The following is a 20,249-nucleotide window of genomic DNA, read 5'->3' as shown; positions in this document are numbered from 1 at the left end:
CGATGACCGATACAGCCCATTCGCCCGCACAATCTCAAATGCCTACTGGCGCGGCAATCAAAGGTAAGCTCAGCCGCGACGACATTCTGATGCGCGCCGGGATGATCGTGATCGCGCTATATTTGATCGTGACGCTGGTAATGCCGCTGTCAATCATGTTCTCAAAATCGCTGTCGACCTACCGATTTGATCTGTCCGCCTTTGAGTTTCAGGTCAGTGATGAGGCTGGCACGTTCGACGGCACGATTCTGAACGGTCTTGAGCTGAATGAAGCCGCTGGTGTGTACACGCCGCGCGATTTGAACACCAATGCCGATGGCCGCCTCGGCGTGACAGGCTTTTTCCCGGACTTCAGCTTTCGCAGCCCGGTCGAGTATAAGATCCGTTCAATCGCCGAGGATGGCCGTTATCTAGTTGGCTCAACACTTTACACTGGTTCTGAATGGCAGCAACTGGACAGTAACACGTTCCGGCGCGTGTCGCTGCGACCGACGAAATCGCGCGGTATCAGCAACTTTGTCGAGTATTTCTCGACCCCTGCGCTGTCGAACTCGATCAAGAACTCGCTATGGATCGCCGCCGTTAGCACGGTCATCACCGTGGCGCTGGCGTTCTGGTTTGCCTATGCGCTGAACCGTAGCTGCATAAGGTTCAAGGGCGTGTTCCGGCTGATCGCGATGATGCCCATTCTGGTCCCGTCACTCTTGCCCGGCATTGCCTTGGTCTATCTCTTCGGCAATCAGGGAATGCTCAAAGAATTGCTCTTTGGCGCGTCGATCTACGGCCCCATCGGCATCCTGATCGGTTCAGTTTTCTTCACCTTTCCGCATGCATTCATCATCATATCAACCGCGCTCGCGATATCGGACGCGCGGCTGTACGAGGCGGCCACCTCCTTGCGCGCGTCGCCGTGGCGCACATTCTGGACGGTCACGATTCCCGCTGCACGTTATGGCCTGATTTCTGCGGCGTTCGTGGTGTTTAACTTGGTGATCACCGATTTTGGCCTGCCCAAGGTTATCGGCGGCCAGTTCAACGTGCTGGCGGTCGATATCTACAAACAGGTCATCGGCCAGCAGAATTTTGAGATGGGCGCGGTGGTGTCCGTCGTCCTCGTGATACCTGCGATCTTCGCCTTCGCCATTGACCGGCTGGTGCAGTCGAAACAGATCTCATCCCTATCGGCGCGGTCCGTCCCGTTCCAGCCCAAACCGGACAAGAAGATGGACAGGATATTCCTGATCTATTGCACGCTGGTCGGTATATTTATTGTCGGCATCCTCGCCATTTGCCAGTTTGCCGCACTGGTTAAATTTTGGCCTTACGATCTTAGCCTCAGTCTGAAGAACTTTCAATTCAACCGCATGGATGGCGGCGGCTGGGAGGCGTATTACAACTCGATCAAGCTGGGCCTGCTCACGGCGGTTATCGGCACGGCGGTCGTATTCTTTGGCGCCTACCTCGTCGAGAAGTCGAAGGGTTTCACAACCGGACGCGCAATATTTCAGGGCTTTGCGATGCTACCCATGGCGATCCCCGGAATGGTCTTGGGCCTCGCTTACATCTTCTTTTTCAACAATCCCGATAATCCGCTGAACGTGATTTACGGCACGATGGTGATCCTCGTCGTGTCGACGGTCACTCACTTTTACACCGTGTCGCATCTGACCGCTGTGACCGCACTCAAGCAGATGGACGGTGAGTTCGAATCTGTCGCGGCGTCGCTCAAGCAACCAACCATGAAGCTGTTTGCGCGCGTCACTGTCCCGGTTTGCCTACCTGCGATCCTCGACATTTCGATCTATCTGTTCGTCAACGCGATGACGACGGTATCGGCAGTCGTTTTCCTTTATTCGACCGACACGGCGCTGGCGTCGATTGCTGTGCTCAATATGGACGACGCGGGCGATATCGCCCCGGCGGCGGCGATGGGGATGATGATTTTCTATACCAACGCGTTTGCGCGGATCATCCACCTCATCGCGTCCAGAGGGATCTTGGGACGCACGCAGGCGTGGCGCACCCGCTAGTCCTGCGGCGGTGCACCCGCGCGCGCGAATTCCATGAAGGCGCGGATTACCCGCACCTCGCTGCGCTGGCTTAGGTGCACGATCGTCTCGCGCATCCGAATATCTACATCCGTCAGCGGTATTTGCACCAGCCGCGGATCATACCCGAATTCCGCCTGCGAGACGAAGCCGATCCCGGCGCCGGATGCCACCATTTCGCGCACCGCCTCGCGTCCCTCGGCCACGATAGCGGGGCTCAGGGTGATACCCAGCTTTCCTGCCTGTTCCTCTAGGCTGGCGCGTGTTTTCGATCCCGCCTCGCGCAGGATCAGCGGCCACTTGGCGGCCTGCGCCAGCGTTAGCCCGGCGGCAGGATCGTCCAGCAAACCCGCCGCCGCAAAGGCGACGATGGGCGTGTCGCCCAGATCCAGCAGTTGCAAGTCGGGCCCCGAAGGTGCGTCGCCAATTACGCCAATCTCGGCGTCGTAGCTGCGCAAGTCATGCAAGATTCCCTCGGTGTTGCCGCTGCGCAGTGACAGGGTCACGCCCGGATATTTCTGGCGAAACTGGGTCAGCATGTCGATCACGTGATGCGCGCTGTCGGCGACGATGCGCAGTTCGCCCTCCACGCGGGCGCGGGTTTCGGTCATGTAGTCGGCGATGCGCTGCTCGACCTCAAAAAATTGCTTGGTCAGCAGGAATAGATGCTCGCCCGTTTCGGTCAGACGCACGCGCCGCCGTTCGCGGTGAAACAGCAGCACATCATAGGCCTGTTCCAGCTTGCGAACCTGCTCCGATATGGCGGGCTGCGTTAGAAATAGCGCCTCAGCCGCGCGCGAAAATCCGCCAAGGGCGGCGACATGGTGAAACGCGCGTAGCTGGCTGTGCCGCATAGGGCCTCTCTGGTAAAGAAGCATAAGTCGCGCCTATGCTTTAATTGATTATTGCAATTTTACATATGGGCACGCTTGCGGCAATCCTATTCTAGAAACAGCTATTTCGGAGATACGTCCATGGCCGAGACCCCCCCTCTTGAGGCCCCGCATCTGGGTGAGCCTTACCTGCTTACGCCCGGTCCGCTGACCACATCGCTGGCCACCAAGGAGGCGATGCTGCGTGACTGGGGCAGTTGGGACGACGATTTTCGCGGCATGACAGCTGAGGTGCGCACCCGGCTGCTGGTGCTGTTGGGCGACGGTAAGGACGATTTCGACTGCGTCCCGATGCAAGGCAGCGGCACCTTTGCGGTCGAGGCGATGCTGGCGTCATTTCTGCCCAAGGACGGCAAGGCGCTGGTGCTGGCCAACGGCGCCTATGGCAAACGCACAGTGCAAACGCTGGAGTATCTGGGCCGCGATCACATCGTGCTGGATAAGGGCGACTACCTGCCCCCGCGGGGCGAAGAGGTTGCGCAGATCCTCGCGAACGATCCCGCCATTACCCACGTCATCGCCATTCATTGCGAAACGTCGAGCGGTATTCTGAACCCGGTGCAGGAAATATCGGAGGCGACATATGCGGCAGGCCGCAAGCTGCTGATCGATTCGATGTCGGCCTTTGGCGCGATTGAGCTAAAGCCGTCCGAAATCCGCTATGAGGCGCTGGTATCGTCCGCCAACAAATGCATCGAGGGCGTGCCCGGCTTTGGCTTTGTCATTGCGCGCAAGTCTGAGTTGGAGGCCGCTAAAGGCCGCAGTCATTCGCTTAGCCTCGACGTTCACGCGCAATGGGCGCATATGAACAAAACCGGCCAATGGCGATTTACCCCGCCGACCCATGTGGTCGCGGCGTTCCTCGTGGCCCTCCGCGCACACGAGGTTGAGGGCGGCGTTGCTGGGCGCGGCGCGAGGTATGCACGCAACCGCGACGTAATGGTCGAGGGGATGCGCGGCCTCGGTTTTGAGACGCTGCTCAAAGATCGCTGGCTGTCACCAATCATCGTCACATTTTTCTGCCCTGCGGATGAGAGCTTCGTCTTTGATCGCTTTTATAGCCTGATGAAGGACAAAGGTTTCATCATCTACCCCGGCAAGTTAACCATCGTGGACAGCTTCCGCGTCGGCTGCATCGGGCAGATGGACGAACACGTGATGCGCAAGGTGGTCGATGCCGCCGCCGCATCGCTCAAGGAAATGGGCGTCACCGACGCCACACCGCCGGCCATCGCGCTGGAAGAACGCGCCAAGCTGGCCGCCTGAATTTTAAGGAACTAAGATGCCCGTAACCAACCCCGTCACTGCCAACGACCGCACCTATCCCGCGCCCAAGGTCTGTGCCATCGCCATCTGCCTCGACGGCTGCGAGCCGGAATATCTGACAAAAGCCATCGCGGATGGCCTGATGCCGAACCTTGCGCGGATGAAGGAGACGGGCACCGACCGGCTGGCCCATTCGGTGATCCCGTCCTTTACCAACCCCAATAACCTAAGCATCGCGACGGGCCGCCCGCCCATCGTCCACGGGATCTGCGGCAATTACCTCTATGATCCGGATACTGGCGAAGAGGTGATGATGAACGACGTCCGCTTCCTACGCGCGCCGACCGTGTTCAGCAAATTCTACGAGGCGGGCGCCCGCGTCGCCATCGTCACCGCCAAAGACAAGCTGCGCGCGCTCTTGGGCGCGGGGCTCAAGTTCGACGACGACCGCGCCAAATGCTTCTCGGCCGAGAAATCCGATACCTCCACGCAGGCCGAGCATGGGCAGGACGCCGCCAGCAAGTGGCTGGGCATGGCGCAGCCCGAGGTATATTCTGCCGAGCTGTCGGAATTCGTGTTCGCCGCCGGCGTCAAGCTGCTGCGGGAGTGGAAGCCGGACGTGATGTATCTGACCACCACCGACTATGTTCAGCACAAGTATGCGCCCGACGACGCCGAGGCCAAATCGTTCTACAAGATGTTCGACAAATATCTGGGCCAACTTGATGAGATGGGCGCGGCTATCGTTGTGACAGCGGACCACGGCATGAAGCCGAAACATGACGCCAATGGCGATCCGCAGGTCATCTATGTGCAGGATTTGATGGACGAATGGCTGGGCGAGGCTGCGGCCCGCGTTATCCTGCCAATCACTGATCCCTATGTTGTCCACCACGGCGCGCTGGGCGGCTTTGCCACCGCCTACCTGCCCAAGAACGCCGACCGCGCCGACATCATCGCGCGCCTTAAAAAGCACGACGAGCTGCTGGAAGTCATCAGCAAAGAAGAGGCCGTCAAACGCTTTGAGCTGCCAGAGGATCGCATCGGCGATATCGTCATGATCTCGACCGAAAACATGACCATCGGCACGTCCGAGCATCGCCATGATCTGGCCGCCCTGAACGAGCCGCTGCGCAGCCACGGCGGCCTGACCGAGCAGGTCGTGCCCTTCATCGCGAACCGCAAACTCGACCTGCCCAGCAAGCCGGAATTGCGTAATTTCGACGCATTCTATTACGCCACCACCGCCGCCGCGCAGTAAGGGGCCAGCCCATGACCAAGATCGAGCAACGCCACGAGGGAATGCGCATCGGCGGCGAAATCGTCTTTACCGATGATGTCATCGAGGTGCTCTATCCCTACACCGATGAGGTCGTGGGCACCGTCCCCGCGGGCAAGGCTGAGCACGCGCGCCGCGCGTTCGAGATCGCCGCAAATTACAAGTCGACCCTGACCCGCTACGAGCGTAGCCAGATCCTGACCCGCGCAGGCCAGCTGATCGGCGAAAAGCGCGAGTATTTGGCAAAGTGGCTGACGTTGGAGCTAGGTATTTGCCACCAGCACGCCATTTACGAGACGAAGCGCGCGCAGGATGTCTACCAATTTGCCGCAGGTCAGGCACTGATTGACGATGGCGAGATCTTCTCGTGCGACCTGACGCACAATGGGAAGGCGCGTAACATCTACACCATGCGCGAGCCGGTGCGCTGCATTAGCGCGATTACCCCGTTCAACCACCCGCTGAACATGGTCAGCCACAAGATCGCGCCGTCAATTGCCACGAATAATTGCATGGTCTGCAAACCGACCGAGCTGACGCCGCTAACCGCGATTGCGCTGGCCGATATCCTCTATGAGGCCGGCCTGCCGCCCGAAATGTTTCAGATCGTCACCGGCCTGCCCGGCGATATTGGGGACGAGATGATCACCAACGAGCATATCGATATCATCACGTTCACAGGCGGCGTCCCGGTGGGCAAGATGATCGCATCCAAGGCAGGCTATAAACGCCAAGCGCTGGAGCTGGGCGGAAACGATCCGCTGATCATCTGCAACGACCTGTCTGATGCCGATCTAGATAAGGCCGCAACCATCGCCGTTGCGGGCGCGACGGGCAATTCTGGCCAGCGTTGCACCGCGATCAAGCGTATTTTGGTTCAGGAATCGGTCGCGGACCGCTTCGTGCCGCTGGTGCTGGAAAAGGCCAAGGCAATCCGCTTTGGTGACCCGCAAGACCCAGAAACACAGCTGGGCTGCGTGATTCACTCCAAAGCCGCCGAAATTTTCGAAAACCGTGTTCTGGACGCAGAAAAGCAGGGTGCCAAGATACTCTATCATCCCAAACGGCAAGGCGCGCTACTGCCGCCTATTGTAGTGGATTTTGTGCCTCACGACAGCGAGCTGGTGATGGAGGAAACATTTGGCCCCATCATCCCCATCGTGCGTGTGCCAGATGACGACGCCGAGGTGATGAAGATTTCGAACTCGACGCCCTTTGGCCTGTCGTCCGGCGTCTGCACCAACGATCTGAACCGCGCTATCGCCTATATCAACGGGCTGAACGTGGGCACATGCAATATCTGGGAACAGCCCGGCTACCGGATAGAAATGTCGCCCTTCGGCGGGATCAAAGATAGCGGAAATGGCGTAAAAGAGGGCGTCATCGAGGCGATGAAGTTCTTCACCAATGTTAAAACATACTCGCTTCCTTGGCCGGTATAGCCACTCTTCCTGAGACTTGAGGCCCGCATGTCGGGCCTCTCTTTTTTGACGCCACCGGCACCCCAAAGACGAGGCACCCATGACCCCGATTGTTCACACCGAAGGCGAATCCAACACCTCGAAGGCGCGTCAGGCGTGGCTGAAGAAATCAATCGGGCCGAATTCTGCGCCGCTGCTGCAGCGCGACTCGAACGCGTTTTTGCACCAGAGCCTGAGCAGCCCCTGTGTCAGCACCATCGCAAAGGCCGAAGGCATCTGGATCGAAGACCTCGATGGCCGGCGTTTCATGGATTTCCACGGCAATTCGCTGCACCATATTGGGTACGGCCATCCGCGCCTCAAGGCCGCCATCGCGGCACAGATGGACGCGCTGCCATTCGCCCCCCGCCGTTTCACCAACGAGCCTGCGACGCAACTGGCCGAGAAATTGGCCGAGATCGCACCCGGCGATCTGGGCAAGACGCTGTTCACCACGGGCGGTTCGGACGCCAATGAGGTCGCACTGAAAATCGCGCGCGCGGCGACGGGCCGGTTCAAGACGGTCAGTTTCTGGGATGCCTTCCACGGTGCGGGGATGGGCGCGGCCAGCGTCGGCGGCGAGGCGACGTTCCGCAGCCATATTGCCGGGCCGCTGATACCTGGCGCCGAGCATGTTGCGCCCTTCGCCTGCTATCGCTGCCCCTACAACCACGCGGGGCCGGACGTCTGCGGGTTGGCTTGCGCCAAGATGGTAGACTACGTACTCGAGCGTGAGGGCGATGTCGCGGCTGTGATAGCCGAGCCAATGCGCGCGGTGCCCTACGTGCCGCCCCCCGGTTTTTGGAAGGCGGTGCGCGAGGCGTGCGATCGCCACGGCGCGCTGCTGATCTTTGACGAGATACCGACAGGCCTGGGCAAAACGGGCCGCATGTTCGCGTTTGAGCATGACAATGTGATCCCAGATATCGTGACGATGGGCAAGGCACTGGGCGGGGGCATCCTGCCCATTGCGGCCTGCGTTGCGCGTCGCGATCTGGACGTATGCGGTGATTTTGCCATCGGGCATTACACGCATGAGAAAAACCCGGTGACCGCCCGCGCGGCGCTGACCACGCTGGAAATCATCGAGGACGAGAACCTTGTCGAGCGTTCGGCCGAGCTGGGCGATTACGCGATGAACATGCTGCGTGACCGCTTGGACGGCTGCCGTATCGTTGGTGATATTCGGGGCCGCGGCCTGATGTTCGGCGTCGAGATCGTGCAGGAGCGTGAGGGTAAAACCCCCGGAAATGCGCTGGCCGAGAGTATCTATTACGCCTGTCTCGACGCGGGCCTCAGCTTCAAAATATCCCAAGGCTGCGTGCTGACCCTGTCACCGCCGCTGACCATCCCGAAGGATGATCTGGATCGCGCGCTGAACATCGTCGTGACCGCAATTCGGGACGCGGCAAGCTGACACTAACTGTCAGCCTTATGGTGCTCTGCGCCGCGCTGCTTCATGCGCTTTGGAATGCCGTGATGAAGGGCGCGCGGGACCGCGCGCTGACCTCGGGGCTGATATGTGTGGGGCAGGCGGCGTTCGGTCTGGTGCTAGCGTTCTATTCGCCGTTCATGTCTTGGGACGCGGTGCCGTGGCTGATCGCGTCCATCGTCATTCACTGGGGCTACTTCTGGCTGCTGAACGTCGCCTATGGGCTGGGCGATCTGAGCCTTATCTATCCCATTTCGCGCGGTCTTGCCCCGCTGCTGGTGGCGCTTGGGGCGCAATTTTGGGTGGGCGAGGTACTGCCCGCCTACGCATGGGCGGGCATCCTGGCGATTAGCGTCGGCATCTCGGTGTTGGCCGCCCCGGTTCTGCGCGGCGCGCTGCCGTTGGCGGGCGTCATGGCGGCGATCGGTGTCGGCGTGATCGTGGCCAGCTACACACTGGTCGACGGGATGGGGGTGCGGGCATCAGGCAATCCGGTGGCCTATATCGGGTGGGTGTTTATCGGCAACGTGACGGTGGCGATGTACATTTTTCCCACGCGCATAGCACGGTTGCGCGCCCTACCTGCCAAGACCATCGCGCTGGCCTTGCTGGGTGGGGTTATATCGGGCTGCGCCTATGGCTTGGTTCTATATGCCAAGACGCTGGCGCCGCTTGGGCTGGTATCTGCGCTGCGCGAGACGTCAGTGATCTTTGCCGCGATGATTGGCGTGTTATGGTTTGGTGAAGGGCCGCGCGGGCGGCGCCTGATCGCGGCGATCATCGTGGCGCTGGGGATCGTGCTGATCGCCGGTCACGGATAACGCGCGCCGGGCTGCCCTTGAAGGCGCGGATCGGCAGATTTGATCATGACTGGCTTGCCTTCTAACAACTCGCTGCACCGCTCCAAAGTCTCGCGCTCCAACCGCTCCATTGCCTCTGCTGTATAAAATGTCAGGTGCGGCGACAGGATCACGTTATCCATATCGAAAAGCGGGCTGATCGTGTGCCCGGTCCGGCGCACCGGCTCCTCGCTGAACACGTCCAGCCCTGCGCCCGCGATCCAGCCCTCCTGCAACGCAAGCACCAGTGCCGCCTCGTCCACGATGGCCCCGCGCGAGACGTTTATCAGATGCGCGTGGGGCTGCATCGCGCGCAGCTGCGCCTCGCCGATCAAGTGCCGGGTGCTGTCATTCAAAACGCAATGGATGCTAACGACATCGCTTTGTGCCAGCAATTCCTCCAGCGTGGCGGCATGGCGCACGCCCTCGGCTTCCATATCGCTGGCGGGCGTATGCGGGCTATAGGCGACCACGTCGGCGCGAAAGCCCTTGCCGCACATCCGCGCCATGCTGCGCCCGATTTTGCCAAAGCCGATAATGCCGATCGTCTTGCCCGCGATGTCACTGCCCAGCCACGCAGGCTCGGGCCACGCCCAGCCCTCTTGGCGCATCTGGCGGTCCAGCGGGATCAGACGTTTGGCCAGTGCGATCATCAGGGTGAATGCGCCCTCGGCCACCGTTTCCTCGGCGTATTCGGGGATGTTCACGACGGTTACGCCGTGTGCCTTGGCCTCGGGAATGTCGATGGCGTCGATGCCGACACCGTATTTGACGATACCGCGCAGGCGCGGTGCAGCCTCTATCACCCGCGCGGTGATGGGTGTGTAGCACATCAGCAAAAGGTCTGCGTCTTGCACGGCGGCGATCAGGCTATCCTCATCAATCCCATCAGGCAGGGTGACCAGATCGTGCCCAGCCGCGCGCAGGGCCGCGTCGGTGATGGGGGTTTGCAGCTCGGCGTCGGTGCGGACGATCTTCATGGGCGATCCTTTAGATTATAGCGGTCTCAACATAGGGTTTGCCCATCGTAATCCGCTCAAAATGAAAGGGGCTTAGGTCAAGCGTGCGATAGCCGCCATGCACCAGCCATTCGGTAGTGCCGCGGCCCATTGCGGGCGCTTGTTGCAGGCCATGGCCGGAAAATCCGTTGAGAAACAGAAAATTCGTTAGCTCGGGGTGCGGCCCGCAGATGGCGTTTTGATCGAATGTGTTCATCGCGTAATGCCCGGCCCATTCGCGCAACACGCGGATCGCCTCGAATTGGGGGATGCGCGCGGCGATGGCGGGCCAGACGTGATCCATCCAGATTTCGTGGTCCATATCAAAATCATCCGGGTCGACCGCCGGATCTATATGGCTATGCGCGCCCGCCATGTAAGTCTCCGCGCCGTCCTGCCGAATATGCACGCCCGACGGGTCCACTGTCAGCGGCAATTCGCGGCAAAGCGGCTGCGCGGCGGAAAACGTCCAAGTATAGCGTTTGCGCGGTTCTACCGGGATATTGATACCAGCCATAGCGGCGGTGCGCGCGGCGCGCGGGCCCGAGGCATTGACCAACTGTCTGCAGGATATGCTGTCACCCGAGGCCAGCGTCACGCCGGTCACGCGTCCTGCATCGTGGCTAATCTGCGTCACGTCGCCTGCCAGAAATTCGACCCCACGCTCGCGCGCGGAGCGGCGCCACCAGTCAAAGACGGCCATGTAGTCCCAATAGCCCTCATCCTTGGTATTGATGCTGCCCAGGACCAAATCGTCCGTGGCATAAAAGGGGTATTCCGTCGCCAGCTCCTCCGGTGTCATCAAACGCGTCTCGGCCCCCTCGGCGCGCTGCACCGCATGGCTGGAGCGCAGTGCATCGGCCCCGGCCGTCGTGTCTGCCAGATACATATAGCCATAGTTCTGAATTTTTAGCTGGGGCACGCGGGGATCGCCCCCCATGTAGCCGCGCAGGTTTTGAATGAAGTCCGCGCCAAACTGTGAAATACGTACATTTAGCGCAGTGCTAAACTGCTGGCGAATGCAAGAATTCGTATGCGCGGTCGAGCAGTTGGCATAGCTGGGATCGCGGTCGATCACCAAAATGCGCCCATCGAAATCCGGGTCGCTGGCGGTAAACCATGCCGCCGCCGCGCCCATCATTGCGCCCCCGATAATGATAACGTCATAGGCGTTATGCGCGGGCGAGGACACGTAGCTGTTAGGCGGCATAGGGCATCTCCGGGCGGCAGGGTGGCACTGCAGGTTTCAGGCGACTTTCAACAGGGACGCGGCAAAAGGCAAGGGTTGCATGCGCGGGGTTAGCAGGGCCTCAGAACGGCGCGCATTTTATCTGACTAAAAAAGTCGGATTGACATACCCTATGAAAATACTCAGAAATGAATTTCTACCAGCCACCTCGATTCGGGTTCGCCCCGGCCACGGGCAGCCGATTGATGTTCACAAATCAAGGCGCAATGTATGCCAGCCCCGCTATCACCGCAGCAGACCGCCCCCATACCTGCACGATCCGCCGCGCGCCCCGGTGCCGCCGAGTTTGTGCAGCGGTGGCACGAGGATGGCGGGATTGAGGGCGCGTCCCTTGAGTGGATGCTGGACCGGATGCGCCCAACGCAGGAGGCCCGGCCATGAACCACCGGCCCAAGACAATTCAGATTGACCACATCGCAGACAGCCTGCCGACCTACGACGCTAGGCATCTGGTGCTGGGCGGCGATCAGGCCCGCATCGTGTTCGAGGACAAGGTGTATAACCTGCGCATCACCCGCGCGGGTAAGCTGATCCTGACCAAGTGAGCGCGCTCGCCGCTGCCAGATTGCCCGCCGTCGCGCTAAACCATCAACTTAAGGCAGGCACCCAAACCTGCCCCATCCCACCAAAGGACAGAACGTAATGAACCGCCTCTTTTTGAGCTCGACCGCCATTGCCATCAGCCTGTCGCTGCCCGCCTTCGCCGCGACCAAATCCGAGGTGCTGGACACCTACGCCGCCATTGCCGCCGCTGGATATGACGATAGCGCCATCGCCGCGCGCACCCTGCGGGAGGCGGTCCAGACATTAATCGACGCCCCCTCGGCGGGCGCGATGCAGGCGGCGCGCGCCGCCTGGCTGGCAGCGCGCGTACCCTACCAGCAAACCGAGGTGTTCCGCTTTGGCAACCCAATCGTCGACGATTGGGAGGGGCAGCTAAACGGGTGGCCGTTGGATGAGGGGCTGATCGACTACGTCGATGCCGCCTATGGCGGAGCGTCCGATGAGAATGAGCTGAAGGCGCTAAACGTCGTGGCGAACCCCAGTTTTGAGTTGTCCGGAAACCAGATCGATGCAAGCGCTATTACGCCCGAGTTTCTATCAGGTACCCTGCACGAGGCCGATGGCAATGAGGCGAATGTCGCGACAGGTTACCACGCCATCGAATTTCTGCTTTGGGGCCAGGATCTGAACGGAACGGATCATGGCGCGGGCGCACGGCCTTGGACGGACTACGGCGCAGGTGATGATTGCACCAACGGCAATTGCGATCGCCGCGGCGAATACTTGGTCGCGGCGACCGATCTGCTGGTTTCCGACCTGGACTGGATGGCGCAGCAATGGGCCGAAGGCGGCGATGCGCGCGCCGCAGTGACCAAGAATGAGGACGCCGGTATCTCGGCAATGCTGACCGGAATGGGCAGCCTCAGCTACGGCGAGCAAGCGGGCGAACGGATGCGGCTGGGCCTGATGCTAAACGATCCCGAGGAAGAGCATGACTGCTTCTCCGACAACACCCACAACAGCCATTACTATGATGGCATCGGCGTGCAGAACGTCTATCTGGGTCAGTATGTCCGCATCGACGGCAGCGTCGTGTCGGGTGCGTCGCTGTCGGATCTGGTCATGGAGGCCGAACCGGCGCTTGATACCGAAATGCAGGCCAAGCTGTCGACGACGATGCGCGCGCTGGGCCGGATCAAGACGGCGGCCGAGGCCGGCACCTCCTACGACCAGATGCTGGCGCGCGGTAATGCGGCGGGCGAGGCGCTGATCATGGGCGGCGTAGACGGCTTGATCGACCAGACCAAGACGATTGAGCGTATCGTCACGGCGCTGGGCGCCCAAAGCATCGCCTTTGAGGGGTCCGATAGCCTCGATGATCCGGACGCCGTGTTCCAATAAACCCTCTGCCCGCCGCACGCGGCGGCGGGCCAATCCTCAGCCACGCGCGCAGCGCGCCAGCCAGATCCTTCAGTCACAGAAAGACACGATCATGAAGACACTGGCCCCAATCGCAGGCACGCTTGCGTTAATGACTGCCCCCCCCCGCGGCGGCACTGGAATACGGATCGCTGATCGCTGAACTTACCGTCGAAATCGAAAACGACTCGCTTTTCAAATCGACCGACCCCGCGAAAGAGATGAGCGATACCTACGCGACAATAGAGGCCGCCATCACGATGGCAATTGGTGCATCGTCGTCGTTGAATGCGTCGCTGGTGTTCGAGCCGATCACCGACGCAGCAGGTGACCGATTTTTCGAGGATCACGGGCTGTATGCCGAAGAGCTATTCTTTAACCACGATTTTGGCGCAGTCGAGCTGATCTTGGGCAAATTCAACCCCGCGTTCGGCGTCGCATGGGACGAGGCGCCTGGCATCTTTGGCGCCGACTTTGCCGAGGATTACCAACTGACCGAGCAACTTGGCGGCGCGGTGCTGATCCCGTTCGCTATTGGCGCGTCCGAAAATTTCCTATCGGTCGCGTTGTTTAATGCTGACCGCACGATCCTGTCGGATTCTCTGGGCCGCGTGCGCGGGCAAAACAACATTGCTGCGGGCGGCGTCAGTAATACGAAGGGACCAGAAAGCATCGCCATCGCCATGAACGGCGCGTTGGGCGATACGACCTATAACGTTGGCGTGCAGCGCCTTGCGCGCGGCGCGGGCGATACGCATGACCAGACCGGCGCGGTGCTCGGCGTCACGCATACTTACGATTTTGGCATTCCCATCGCGCTGCTCGCCGAGACGGCGTACTTCACTGATTTCGGCGGCACAAACGCATCTGCGCTGTATAGCACGGTCGGCGTTGCCGCGCCGATTGGTCCGGTGACCGTGTCGGGCACCTATTCGGCCCGGGACGCCCGCGGCGCGCGCACTGACCATCTGGCCACGGTCTCAGGCGAGATGGCGCTGGCGCCAAACCTCTTCGGCTCGCTCGGCTATCGGTGGGCTCGCGAGGGTGCGGACAAGAACCAGACCATCGGAACCCTCATTACTTACGAGTTTTGAGAGGGCCGAGGATGCGACAGGCCCAAGTGCGATTTTAGGGCGATAGCGGCGCAGAGGCAGTTGATGATAGGGCGCGAAGGGCATAACCATTTGGTCAAACGCAATTTGACTGGCTCTGCGAGGCTAGCAAAGGACATCATGCGCAGCTCGTCCAACTCAGCATGGATCACGTCGATTAGCCTCGCAGCGCTCGCACTGCTAGTCGGCCCTGCCTTGTCCGGCCCGCTGGACGAGCCGCATCTGCCTATCATCCCCAGGACAGAGGCCGAGGCGGCGCGCATTTCCGGCGCGGTGCGCCCCACCGATGATTTTACCGCGTCCGAACGGTTCGAGGACCTGCCAGCAGGCGCCGCCACGGTGCGCGTGCGCAATTCCGCTGATGCGTTTTCGGACCCGTCGAACAATATCAGCTTCGACGGCGAGTTGAAATTCAAGGTCGGCAATGGCCTCTTTCGCAAGCTGTGGGTGTCCTCGCCGTCCTCGACGCTCGCTTCTGATGGGCTGGGCCCGTTATTCAATGCGCGGTCGTGCCAGAGCTGCCACATAAAGGATGGTCGCGGCCATCCGCCCGAGGGACCGCAGGACAATGCGGTGTCGATGTTTCTGCGCATCTCGATCCCGGACGAGGCCGCGCAGATTGCCGAAATTGAGGAATATCTAGGCACCGCGCCCGACCCGACATACGGCACGCAGCTACAGGATTTCGCGTTGCCGGGCATTCCCGCAGAGTACCGGCTGCAAATCGAATTCAAAGAGATCCCCGTTGCGTTATCCGGCGGCGAAATGGCCAGCCTGCGTGCGCCCACGTACACGGCCGCCGATTTGGGCTATGGCCCAATGCACCCGCAGGCCATGCTAAGCCCGCGTGTCGCGCCGCAGATGATCGGGCTCGGCCTTCTTGAGGCAATTCCGGCAGCGGATATTCTGGCTGGCGCCGACCCGGATGATGCGAATGGCGACGGCATATCGGGCCGCGCCAATATCGTCTGGTCGGCTGAGTTTGACATGCCCATGCTGGGCCGCTTTGGCCTGAAGGCCGGCACGCCCACAATTCGCGAGCAGAGCGCCGGGGCGTTCGCGGGTGATATCGGCATATCAAACCCCATCTTTGCCGATCCCTTTGGCGAATGCACCACCATTCAGGATGCCTGCCAGACCGCGCCGAGTGGCGCCGGCGACGACCGCGTTTATGAGGTGGACGAGACTGGCCTTGATCTGGTGACATTCTACAGCCGCAACCTTGGCGTGCCGGCGCGGCGCGACGTCGATGACCCGCAGGTGCTACGTGGCAAGAAGGTGTTTCAGGATACTGGCTGCGCCGCCTGCCATACGCCAAAATTCGTAACCCACAGGCTAGAGGATCAGCCCGAGCAGAGCTTTCAGTTGATCTGGCCGCACACCGACATGTTACTCCATGACATGGGCGAGGGGCTGGCTGACAACCGGCCTGAGGCGCGCGCGACCGGGCGCGAATGGCGCACCGCGCCGCTATGGGGCATTGGCCTGACTGGACGTGTCAGCGATCACACCTATTTCCTGCATGACGGGCGCGCCCGTTCGCTGCTTGAGGCTGTTTTGTGGCACGGGGGTGAGGCGCAAACCGCGCGGGATACCGTCACCCAAATGCCGCCTGATGACCGCGACGCCCTGATCAAATATCTGGAAAGCCTCTGACATATGCGCCTGATCCCTCTCTGCCTCGCACTTTTGCTGCCCGCCACGACCTTTGCCCAAACTGCGGGGGAGACGGCGCAAATTGCCGTGACGCAGCACATCCTGCCCCGCTACGAGGCGCTCGCCAAGGCGGGCGAGACGTTGGCCACGACTGCGCAATCTGAGTGCAGCCCCGATGCGCCCGCCCTGACGGCGGCTTATAGCGATGCTTTCGACGCGTGGATCGCGGCCAGCCACCTGCGCTTTGGTCCCAGCGAGGCACAGGACCGCGCATTCGCGCTGGCCTTTTGGCCCGATACGCGCGGGATCACGCCGAGGGCCCTGGCTGCTTTGATCGACGGTGCTGATCCGGTGGCGCGTGATCCCAGCGCATTTGCGGGTGTGTCTATCGCCGCGCGCGGTTTCTATGCGCTGGAGTTTTTGCTCTACGATCCCGAAATTCGGGCCATGGGCGAAGCCGAGTACCGCTGCGAGCTGGTGCGCGCGGTGGCAACAGATATCGCGGCGCTCAGCGCGGATATCCTTAATGGCTGGCAAGGCGGTTATGCAGACAAGATTCTGAACACAGGGCAAGGCAGCCCCTATCGCAGCGACGAAGAAGCGGTGCAGGAGTTATTCAAGGCGTTGACCTTCGGGCTTGAAATCACTTCCGATACACGGCTGGGCCGCCCCTTGGGCACTTTCGACAAGCCACGCCCGAAACGTGCGGAGGCGTGGCGCGCGGGCCGGTCCCTGCGCAATATCGCGCTGTCGTTGGCGTCGCTCGATGATCTTGCGGGAATCCTCGCGCAGCGCGATACGGAATTGCAGGCCCGCCTGAAGGATGCGTTTCGGATCGCGATCGCGGATGCAGAGGCATTGGATGATCCGATCCTCGCGGGCGTCGCTGATCCGCTGAAACGGCTTCGGGTAGAATCACTTCAGCAGTCCATCAACCAAGTGCGCGAGATTGTGCGCGATGATTTGGGGCCAGAACTGGGTGTTGCCCCCGGCTTTAACGCGATGGATGGGGACTGACGCCATGGCCAGCAGACGTGGTTTTCTGGCGGGGCTTTTGGCGACGGGTCTTGCGCCTGCCGCGACATGGGCCGACGCGGGCGCGCCCCGCTGGCTGTCGGCGGCGGGGCTGCCAGATGGCGGCTTTGCGCTGTGCGGGATTGGCGAGGATATGGGTCTGCGGTTTCGCATTCCGCTACCGGGCAGGGGACACGCCGCCGCCGCCCACCCCGAGCGGCCCGAGGCCGTCGCATTCGCCCGCCGCCCCGGCACGTTTGCCATCGTCATCGACTGCGCCGCCGGACGCCAGACAGCGCAGATGGCCGCGCCCACAGGACGGCATTTCTACGGGCACGGCGCGTTTTCATTGGATGGTCGCTGGCTCTATACCACTGAGAACGATTTTGAAGCCGCGCGCGGTGTCATTGGTATCTGGGATGCGCAACACGGATATAAACGCACAGGCGAATTTGCCAGCGGCGGCACTGGTCCGCATGAGATACGGCGCATGCCCGGCAGCGATGTACTGGTCGTCGCCAATGGCGGGATCGAAACGCATCCGGCGTCGGGCCGGGCCAAGCTGAACATCGCCATAATGCAGCCGAACCTTAGCTATATCGACAGCGGCAAGGTGACTGAAACGGCCGCTTTGCCGCCTGAGATGCACAGGGGCTCAATCCGGCATATTGCCGTGTCGCAGATCGGCGAGGTGGCTTTTGGAATGCAATGGCAGGGGGATGAGGATGGCCCGGCGTTGGTGGGTTTGCACCGGCGCGGCGGCGCGATCCGCCTGTGCACAGCGCCCGATACGCACCTTCGCGCGATGCAAGGCTATATTGGCAGCATCACCTTTGCTGCCGGGCAACGCGAAGTGGCGGTCACCTCGCCGCGTGGCGGGCTTGTGCAGATGTTCGACACCGGTAGTGCCAAATATCTCCGCAGCGATGCGATGGCCGATGCCTGCGGTGTTGCGGCCTGTACTGGCGGTCTGATCGTGGCGTCCGGCACCGGTGATCTGGTCCGGCTGGGCCGCGACAAGGCGCAGGTCGCCCATCCCGGCCTGATGTGGGATAACCACCTCGTTTCGCTTTAGATCGCCACTAACCATGCTTTTTATTTGCTGATGTCATGAGGATCTCTCATGCTTGGCCGCATGGATATCACTCTCATCAAATCATTTCTCGAAGTTGCGGCCTCCGGCTCTTTTGTGGCGGCGTCCGAGCGGCTGTTCGTCACGCAATCGGCTGTCTCCTTGCGCATTTTGCGACTTGAGGACTCGCTGGGCCGGCCTCTTTTCACCCGGTCCAAGGCGGGGGCGGAGCTGACGCCTGCGGGCCGCGAATTTCAGCATTATGCGCTGAGCCTCATCAAGATCTGGGAGGAGGCGCGCCAGCAGATCGCAATCCCGGCAGGCTATACCAAGACGCTGACAATCGGCGCGCAGTACTCGCTCTGGCCGCGGTCCGGCTTTCGCTGGGTTGACCGCCTGCGAGAGATCATGCCGCAGCTGAACATCCGAGCCGAGGTAGGGATGCCCGACCGCCTGACCCGCCTGCTGACCGAGGGGGTTTTGCACGCAGCTCTGATGTATATCCCGCAGGTGCGACCGGGCCTGTCGGTCGAGAAGGTGATTGAGGAGGATCTGGTGCTGGTCGCGCCCTGGCCCGATCCGACGATGGATCTGGAGGGGCGCTACCTGTTCGTCGACTGGGGGCCGGAATTCGTGCAGTCCCATGCGCACGAACTGCCCCATCTGACCAATCCGGGCCTGACATTCGCGCTGGGGGCTATGGCGACAGAGTTTATCTTGCTGCGCAATTATGCGGCCTATCTGCCCGCCAGATACGTCAAGCGATACCTCGATAGCGGCCAGTTGCATCTGGTGCCCGAGGCGCCGGTATTTCCCTTCCCGATCTGGTGCATCTTGCGAGAAGATTTAGATCCGGAAGTGGCAGAAATGGCACGCTCTGCACTGCTGGATGTGACCCTGAACAACGAGGTAGAGCAGGAACAGGTCCTGGAGAAATGGCGTCAAATCAGTGATATGGACAACATAGCAATCCTTGGCGATTTCAAGGGTATCAAGGGTGAGTAATAAACGTTTCATCCTTGAATGAAATGAATTTAACTTAGGCGTCCGCATTTCATATTTCAGTCTCAGCAGAGATGCTCCCGGTTTGAAAATCAGATCGGGTCACCTTGTTGGGAAAGGAATCACCCCATGAAAAACGCAACCAAACTGGCGTCTGCCACCGCCCTGGCGCTGCTTTTCACTGCACCCGCTTTCGCTCAGAGCGCGATCGTCGGCATTGAAGGCCTGGATGATCGCATCGAAGACATTGAGCGCGACATCTCGCGCGACATGGACGATGGCGAAGACAGCAACCGTTTCGGCAACAACCAGTTCGCCCAAGGCTGGGCTGGTAGCCTGTCGCTGGGTCTGTCGGCCACCGAAGGCAACACAGATACCGCCGATCTGTCGATCGCTGGTCGCCTGCGCTACGGCAACGGACCTTGGAACCACACGTTCGGCTTCGCACTCGAAGCCGCTGAGGACAACAGTGTCCGCAACAAAGAAGAAGCCTTCGCAACCTACGAAGCGAACCGCTACGTCACCGAAGATTTCTACCTCTTTGGTCTGGGCAGCGTGCGCTACGACGGCTTTGCTTCCAACAAGTGGGACGCGTTCTTGGGCGCTGGTCCGGGCTACCGGATCATCAACACACCGCAGACCGCATGGCGCGTTCAGGCGGGCCCCGGCGTGCGCTACATCGAAGATCAGAACGGCAATGACAACACCGAAGTTGCGGGCATTGCATCCTCGCGTCTGTACCAGAAGATCAACGACAACGCCTTCCTGTCGAATGACACAGACGTGTTGTTCTCCGATACCGATACGCTCGTCGTCAACGATCTGGGTGTGACATTCCAACTGACCAAGCGTCTGGCCACTCGGACCAGCCTGCGGACTGAATGGAACAGCGATCCACTGCCCGGCCGCGACGATACCGATACATCGTTCAACGTGTCCCTCGTGGTCGGCTTCTGATCCAAAGCTAGCCATACAGACGACGAAACGGGGCAGAGCAATCTGCCCC

The 20,249-nt window shown here is 60.8% G+C and carries 18 protein-coding genes; 15 read left to right on the top strand and 3 right to left on the bottom strand.

All coding sequences use genetic code 11. The annotated features are described in order from the left end of the window. The first annotated feature begins 2 nt into the window (after nucleotides 1–2). On the top strand, nucleotides 3–2,030 hold the full coding sequence (locus MK6180000_RS14765; protein WP_138935419.1) for a putative 2-aminoethylphosphonate ABC transporter permease subunit: 2,028 nt from the start codon (nucleotides 3–5) through the stop codon (nucleotides 2,028–2,030). Here the strand turns inward: MK6180000_RS14765 and MK6180000_RS14760 are convergent. After that, a complete protein-coding gene (locus tag MK6180000_RS14760) occupies nucleotides 2,027–2,902 on the bottom strand; it encodes a LysR substrate-binding domain-containing protein (protein WP_138935418.1) in 876 nt (291 codons plus the stop codon). The two genes, MK6180000_RS14765 and MK6180000_RS14760, sit on opposite strands and share 4 nt — an antisense overlap. 120 nt (nucleotides 2,903–3,022) lie before the next feature. Here MK6180000_RS14760 and MK6180000_RS14755 point away from each other — a divergent pair, with 120 nt between their 5' ends. The 5 genes from MK6180000_RS14755 to MK6180000_RS14735 all read left to right on the top strand — a co-directional run bounded on the left by MK6180000_RS14755 (nucleotide 3,023) and on the right by MK6180000_RS14735 (nucleotide 9,199). After that, a complete protein-coding gene (locus MK6180000_RS14755; protein WP_138935417.1) occupies nucleotides 3,023–4,207 on the top strand; it encodes a 2-aminoethylphosphonate--pyruvate transaminase in 1,185 nt (394 codons plus the stop codon). A gap of 16 nt (nucleotides 4,208–4,223) precedes the next feature. Continuing rightward, nucleotides 4,224–5,468 (top strand): phosphonoacetate hydrolase, encoded by a 1,245-nt coding sequence (gene phnA, locus MK6180000_RS14750; protein ID WP_138935416.1) that lies wholly within the window; start codon nucleotides 4,224–4,226, stop codon nucleotides 5,466–5,468. An 11-nt stretch (nucleotides 5,469–5,479) separates the two neighbouring features. Continuing rightward, nucleotides 5,480–6,928, top strand: coding sequence for a phosphonoacetaldehyde dehydrogenase (gene phnY, locus MK6180000_RS14745; RefSeq protein WP_138935415.1), 1,449 nt, complete (start codon nucleotides 5,480–5,482; stop codon nucleotides 6,926–6,928). A gap of 79 nt (nucleotides 6,929–7,007) precedes the next feature. Beyond that, nucleotides 7,008–8,363, top strand: a complete 1,356-nt coding sequence (gene pbfA / locus MK6180000_RS14740; protein WP_138935414.1) for a (R)-1-hydroxy-2-aminoethylphosphonate ammonia-lyase — start codon at nucleotides 7,008–7,010, stop codon at nucleotides 8,361–8,363. A 62-nt stretch (nucleotides 8,364–8,425) separates the two neighbouring features. Then, entirely contained in the window at nucleotides 8,426–9,199 is a 774-nt protein-coding gene (locus MK6180000_RS14735) for a DMT family transporter (RefSeq protein WP_212751914.1), read from the top strand. Here MK6180000_RS14735 and MK6180000_RS14730 read toward each other — a convergent pair. Both MK6180000_RS14730 and MK6180000_RS14725 read right to left on the bottom strand, forming a co-directional pair. Continuing rightward, nucleotides 9,190–10,197 (bottom strand): 2-hydroxyacid dehydrogenase, encoded by a 1,008-nt coding sequence (locus MK6180000_RS14730; RefSeq protein WP_138935412.1) that lies wholly within the window; start codon nucleotides 10,195–10,197, stop codon nucleotides 9,190–9,192. The genes MK6180000_RS14735 and MK6180000_RS14730 overlap by 10 nt on opposite strands. 10 nt (nucleotides 10,198–10,207) lie before the next feature. After that, entirely contained in the window at nucleotides 10,208–11,425 is a 1,218-nt protein-coding gene (locus MK6180000_RS14725) for an NAD(P)/FAD-dependent oxidoreductase (RefSeq protein WP_138935411.1), read from the bottom strand. A 249-nt stretch (nucleotides 11,426–11,674) separates the two neighbouring features. Between MK6180000_RS14725 and MK6180000_RS20390 the strand changes: the two genes are divergently transcribed. From MK6180000_RS20390 to MK6180000_RS14680, 9 genes are all read left to right on the top strand, one after another. Then, nucleotides 11,675–11,845 (top strand): hypothetical protein, encoded by a 171-nt coding sequence (locus MK6180000_RS20390; protein ID WP_171054641.1) that lies wholly within the window; start codon nucleotides 11,675–11,677, stop codon nucleotides 11,843–11,845. Beyond that, entirely contained in the window at nucleotides 11,842–12,009 is a 168-nt protein-coding gene (hemP, locus tag MK6180000_RS14715; protein WP_138935409.1) for a hemin uptake protein HemP, read from the top strand. Before MK6180000_RS20390 ends, hemP begins: the two co-directional genes overlap by 4 nt. Nucleotides 12,010–12,106: 97 nt before the next feature. Further along, on the top strand, nucleotides 12,107–13,369 hold the full coding sequence (locus MK6180000_RS14710) for an imelysin family protein (protein ID WP_138935408.1): 1,263 nt from the start codon (nucleotides 12,107–12,109) through the stop codon (nucleotides 13,367–13,369). A 239-nt stretch (nucleotides 13,370–13,608) separates the two neighbouring features. Then, entirely contained in the window at nucleotides 13,609–14,481 is an 873-nt protein-coding gene (locus MK6180000_RS14705; protein ID WP_138935407.1) for a hypothetical protein, read from the top strand. A 138-nt stretch (nucleotides 14,482–14,619) separates the two neighbouring features. Then, nucleotides 14,620–16,155 carry a di-heme oxidoreductase family protein gene (locus MK6180000_RS14700; RefSeq protein WP_138936525.1) on the top strand — a complete coding sequence of 512 codons (1,536 nt, stop codon included), beginning with the start codon at nucleotides 14,620–14,622 and terminating at the stop codon, nucleotides 16,153–16,155. 3 nt (nucleotides 16,156–16,158) lie between these two features. Then, on the top strand, nucleotides 16,159–17,172 hold the full coding sequence (locus tag MK6180000_RS14695; protein WP_138935406.1) for an imelysin family protein: 1,014 nt from the start codon (nucleotides 16,159–16,161) through the stop codon (nucleotides 17,170–17,172). 4 nt (nucleotides 17,173–17,176) lie between these two features. After that, on the top strand, nucleotides 17,177–18,244 hold the full coding sequence (locus MK6180000_RS14690; RefSeq protein ID WP_138935405.1) for a DUF1513 domain-containing protein: 1,068 nt from the start codon (nucleotides 17,177–17,179) through the stop codon (nucleotides 18,242–18,244). 48 nt (nucleotides 18,245–18,292) lie between these two features. Continuing rightward, entirely contained in the window at nucleotides 18,293–19,246 is a 954-nt protein-coding gene (locus MK6180000_RS14685; protein ID WP_342777728.1) for a LysR family transcriptional regulator, read from the top strand. A 126-nt stretch (nucleotides 19,247–19,372) separates the two neighbouring features. Continuing rightward, entirely contained in the window at nucleotides 19,373–20,200 is an 828-nt protein-coding gene (locus tag MK6180000_RS14680; RefSeq protein ID WP_138935404.1) for a DUF481 domain-containing protein, read from the top strand. Nucleotides 20,201–20,249 lie beyond the last annotated feature (49 nt).

The sequence above is a fragment of the Roseovarius arcticus genome (assembly GCF_006125015.1).
Taxonomy (GTDB): domain Bacteria; phylum Pseudomonadota; class Alphaproteobacteria; order Rhodobacterales; family Rhodobacteraceae; genus Roseovarius; species Roseovarius arcticus.
This window is presented reverse-complemented; position numbering and strand designations above follow the sequence as displayed.

Coding starts and splice junctions, on each gene's coding strand:
- MK6180000_RS14765 (WP_138935419.1), top strand. CDS start 3: ATGACCGATACAGCCCATTCGCCCGCACAATCTCAAATGCCTACTGGC.
- MK6180000_RS14760 (WP_138935418.1), bottom strand. CDS start 2,902: ATGCGGCACAGCCAGCTACGCGCGTTTCACCATGTCGCCGCCCTTGGC.
- MK6180000_RS14755 (WP_138935417.1), top strand. CDS start 3,023: ATGGCCGAGACCCCCCCTCTTGAGGCCCCGCATCTGGGTGAGCCTTAC.
- phnA (WP_138935416.1), top strand. CDS start 4,224: ATGCCCGTAACCAACCCCGTCACTGCCAACGACCGCACCTATCCCGCG.
- phnY (WP_138935415.1), top strand. CDS start 5,480: ATGACCAAGATCGAGCAACGCCACGAGGGAATGCGCATCGGCGGCGAA.
- pbfA (WP_138935414.1), top strand. CDS start 7,008: ATGACCCCGATTGTTCACACCGAAGGCGAATCCAACACCTCGAAGGCG.
- MK6180000_RS14735 (WP_212751914.1), top strand. CDS start 8,426: ATGAAGGGCGCGCGGGACCGCGCGCTGACCTCGGGGCTGATATGTGTG.
- MK6180000_RS14730 (WP_138935412.1), bottom strand. CDS start 10,197: ATGAAGATCGTCCGCACCGACGCCGAGCTGCAAACCCCCATCACCGAC.
- MK6180000_RS14725 (WP_138935411.1), bottom strand. CDS start 11,425: ATGCCGCCTAACAGCTACGTGTCCTCGCCCGCGCATAACGCCTATGAC.
- MK6180000_RS20390 (WP_171054641.1), top strand. CDS start 11,675: ATGCCAGCCCCGCTATCACCGCAGCAGACCGCCCCCATACCTGCACGA.
- hemP (WP_138935409.1), top strand. CDS start 11,842: ATGAACCACCGGCCCAAGACAATTCAGATTGACCACATCGCAGACAGC.
- MK6180000_RS14710 (WP_138935408.1), top strand. CDS start 12,107: ATGAACCGCCTCTTTTTGAGCTCGACCGCCATTGCCATCAGCCTGTCG.
- MK6180000_RS14705 (WP_138935407.1), top strand. CDS start 13,609: ATGAGCGATACCTACGCGACAATAGAGGCCGCCATCACGATGGCAATT.
- MK6180000_RS14700 (WP_138936525.1), top strand. CDS start 14,620: ATGCGCAGCTCGTCCAACTCAGCATGGATCACGTCGATTAGCCTCGCA.
- MK6180000_RS14695 (WP_138935406.1), top strand. CDS start 16,159: ATGCGCCTGATCCCTCTCTGCCTCGCACTTTTGCTGCCCGCCACGACC.
- MK6180000_RS14690 (WP_138935405.1), top strand. CDS start 17,177: ATGGCCAGCAGACGTGGTTTTCTGGCGGGGCTTTTGGCGACGGGTCTT.
- MK6180000_RS14685 (WP_342777728.1), top strand. CDS start 18,293: ATGCTTGGCCGCATGGATATCACTCTCATCAAATCATTTCTCGAAGTT.
- MK6180000_RS14680 (WP_138935404.1), top strand. CDS start 19,373: ATGAAAAACGCAACCAAACTGGCGTCTGCCACCGCCCTGGCGCTGCTT.